Origin of the sequence: Campylobacter australis (genome assembly GCF_050586305.1) — a bacterium.
Taxonomy (GTDB): Bacteria; Campylobacterota; Campylobacteria; order Campylobacterales; family Campylobacteraceae; genus Campylobacter_A.
Genome location: NZ_JAXUAA010000016.1, coordinates 1 through 3,526, shown reverse-complemented (window position 1 = coordinate 3,526; position 3,526 = coordinate 1). Strand labels below are relative to the sequence as shown.

The 3,526-nt window shown below is 25.2% G+C and carries 4 protein-coding genes; all 4 read left to right on the top strand.

Translation table 11 applies throughout. The annotated features are described in order from the left end of the window. The coding region (locus tag U5B17_RS09565; protein WP_430805120.1) for a hypothetical protein at window positions 1-656 on the top strand (656 nt) is incomplete at its 5' end. Then, complete coding sequence (locus tag U5B17_RS09560; protein WP_229933685.1) at window positions 656-904, top strand: hypothetical protein; 249 nt, start codon at window positions 656-658, stop codon at window positions 902-904. The genes U5B17_RS09565 and U5B17_RS09560, both read left to right, overlap by 1 nt. Before the next feature lie 298 nt (window positions 905-1,202). After that, on the top strand, window positions 1,203-2,684 hold the full coding sequence (locus tag U5B17_RS09555; RefSeq protein WP_430805119.1) for a hypothetical protein: 1,482 nt from the start codon (window positions 1,203-1,205) through the stop codon (window positions 2,682-2,684). A 17-nt stretch (window positions 2,685-2,701) separates the two neighbouring features. Further along, a complete protein-coding gene (imm40, locus tag U5B17_RS09550) occupies window positions 2,702-3,034 on the top strand; it encodes an Imm40 family immunity protein (protein WP_430805118.1) in 333 nt (110 codons plus the stop codon). Window positions 3,035-3,526 lie beyond the last annotated feature (492 nt).

The window sequence follows — 3,526 nt, the reverse complement described above, 5'->3', positions numbered from 1 at the left end:
ATGAACAAATCAAAAATAGCATAAACCTACTAGCTCTTAATGTTATATATAAAGACGAAATAAAAGAAGTAAAAGAATTTCAAGAAAATTTTATAAATAAACTCATAAAACTTAAAAATACAGATATTCAAAAATATAATGAAGTGGTAAATGAGTTAAAAGAATTTTCTACTAAAAAAGAAAATTTAAAAGAACAAGGTAAAAAAGAACTTGGACCAGGAATATTAGCCGTTCCTCCGATATTAGTATGGTTTTCTAGTTATTTAAATGCTCCAACTAATGACAATGAAATTTACTCAGGTCCGACTGAAACTACTTTATTGACACCGATTGGGGTGGTTGGGAATAGTGGGAAAGTGGCTGGTGAATTAACAGCATATGAAATAGCCAAAATCGGTGGAAAAAATTTTGGTTTTTATAAAAATTACTTAAATAAATCTACCAAAGAAATAGAAAAAGGAATTAAATCGCTTGAAAAACAAATACAAGAACACATAGATAAAATTTCTAATCCACAAAAATATATAAAAGATTTCGACAAACTAGACATTAGGCAACAAGAAAATTTGATTAATAAAAAATGGAATTCTGATATTGCTAGACAAAAAGAACAAAAGCAAATTCTTGAACAAATATTGCGAGAAAGGATGAAATAATGAAAAAATATAAAAATTACGAATACTATTTGAAAGACAATATATTAATTATTATTGAAAAAATAAATGAATTGATTTATAATAATGAAAAAAATGATTTTGTTTTAGGAGAATTAACTGCGTATTATGATATTATAGATGTATTTAAGCAACAAGCATTGTTATTTGACATTGATATTAAAGATATTGGGCTTGATAAAATTGACGAATATTGTATTTTATTAGGGAAAAACAAAAAGAAACAATAAAAAACAGCAAGAAAAAAGAATTTTGCATTTAGAAATAGAAATTAAAACATTTGAAAAAATATTGATGACATAGTTAATAAATATTAATGATTTAAAATTATTAAAGTATATTAAATTAAAAGATTGTGACGATTTTAAATTTAAAAAATATTTTGCTAGTCATTAATAAAAACGAGTTTAGGTAGTTGTCACAAGATGATATTTGTAAAATTTTTAGCCATAAATTGCTTAAAAAATAAAAATATTAATTTTAATTGTTTTATTTCAAAAAAATTAAAAAATATAATAAAGTTGGCAAATGAATAAAATTTGTATTGTATTTATTGTATGTCTATTAGCATTTAGCGGTTGTTCTACTATAAAAGATAACCAAACCAAAGACCCTAATAACAAAATCACATCAGCCACTTACTCAAATAACCGTAATCTAAGCTATAACCACTCAAAAACACTAGCTACTATAGGGCAAGGAAATTTAATAGTAGCAAATACAAACATATCAAATTTAAGCAAAGATGAGCTAAATAACCTTCAATCAAACAAAACAAACCCTTTATCAAACCAAGATGACCTAACAAGACTAAACAGAGATACAAAAAAGATAAACAAAGAGCTATACTCTACAAACATATCATCAAACATAGATGCTAGTGTGGATATGAGACTATTCAGTAAAGATGGACGAGAACAGGTTAAGCAAGAATATGAATATGTAGTAGATAAGTTAGATAATTTTAATAGATTTGTAAAAGATAAAACCACAGATAGACTTAGTCAAGAGCAAATAAATCAAATTTTAAAAAATAAATTAGAAGCATCTTTGAAACAAGCATTAAAAGATAAGGGCGTAAGTGATGATGATATAAATAAAGTTCTTAATGATGAAAAAGTTTCAAATCTAATATATGCTTACAACAATAAAGAAAAAATTGCCAAAAACAAACAAGAACAGATAGAAAAATATTATTATAACAAAGAAATAACAATAACAAATTCAAGATTACATAAAAATATCTCCGATTATTTAATAAATGGAGCAGAAGCTATAATTTCTATAGTTGATATTGTTGGCGAAAAAAATGCAGCAACTGCAATACTTGTAGCACAACTTGCAACACAAGGCGTAGTTAAAGCTTCTGCTTCTATGTTGGGCGATGAAGTAAAAAACACAATATTTGGTGGAGTAAAAGACAAATTTTCTGATTATATAGCAAAAGATATATTTTATATAGATTATTCACAAGAAAATAAAAAACCAATAATTAAGCAATTATCTGATACTACAGCTGAGTTTGGTGTGGATTTAGCAATATCTGGACCATTTGCACTTATTAAAGATGCAAAAAATGTAGGAAAAGCAAATAAAGTATATGGTGATAGTTTTAATATCAATAATACAAATAATGGAAGTATTACAAATTCTAATACCAATTCAAGTCATAGCGGAAATAACTTCAATAACAACAATGACAATAATGGAGTTGTAAGGGTTGAGGGAAGTGATATTGTAAATAAAAATACAAGTAACCCATTGGAAAATATAGAATATACAGATAAAGTAAAAAAACAAATAGAAATAGGCGATTACCATTCTTTTCCAGAAATAGTAGAAGCATTTGGAAAAGATGCAAAAATATCAAAAATTCAAGGTAGGGATGGACTAGAAAGAACCAAAATTGAAATAGAAGGTTCGTATAAAGGTAAAAATGGAGTTTTTGAATATATAATAGAGCAAGATGGTAAAACAGTAAATCACAGATTATTTGTTCCGCATAAATAACAATAGGAGGTTATGCTTTGCTTATAGATTTAGATTATTTAGATATTTTACCAGAAAAATTATTTAAGAGAGGATTTTTTTTAAGAGAGTATATTGGAGTTTATGAAATTGGTTGGAAATATAGTGATATTATGGAAGTTTTAATAATTATCAAAGAAAATAAAATGATAGTGTTTGGCGGAGATGTCTATGAACTAAATAATAATAAAATTACAATAACATGCGATAGTTGGAGTTTTTCTGGTAATGATTTTGTGAAATCTTTTGAAAAAGCAATCGAATATATAGATAATTATCATAAAAATAATGGAGATAATTTTATCTATTCGGTAGTTGTAGAAAAGAGATAAGTATGAAGTAGAATAAAACTAATATAGTTCGTAGGGTGGGCTACTCCACAGTGCTGCTTTAAATGCAATTATAGATAATAATGGGGAATTTTTGAGCGGTTGGAAATTAAATGATATTCAATTGAAAAAGTTATAAATATGGGAGTATCCTATGATTTATAATAATTTTTTAACTTTAATGAAAGATTTGATTGATAATAAAATAAATGTTGATGTTTATCGAATTTGTTTTTTAAGCTACTGAATAAAGATAATAAATTTTTGATAAATATTATGATATTATTTAAAATTTATTTTATAATGTGGAAGAATTTTGTTCTGATAAGAAATTAAGGAATGTCAGAGAGATTGACAAATGCGAATTAAGAAATAGCACTATAAACGCATTAAAATTAATTGCAGTAGAGAAATATGAAAATAACTAAATTTATAAAATTGCTTTTAATATCATCTCTAGACCTAATAGCAAATAATAATATAGATATATCCACA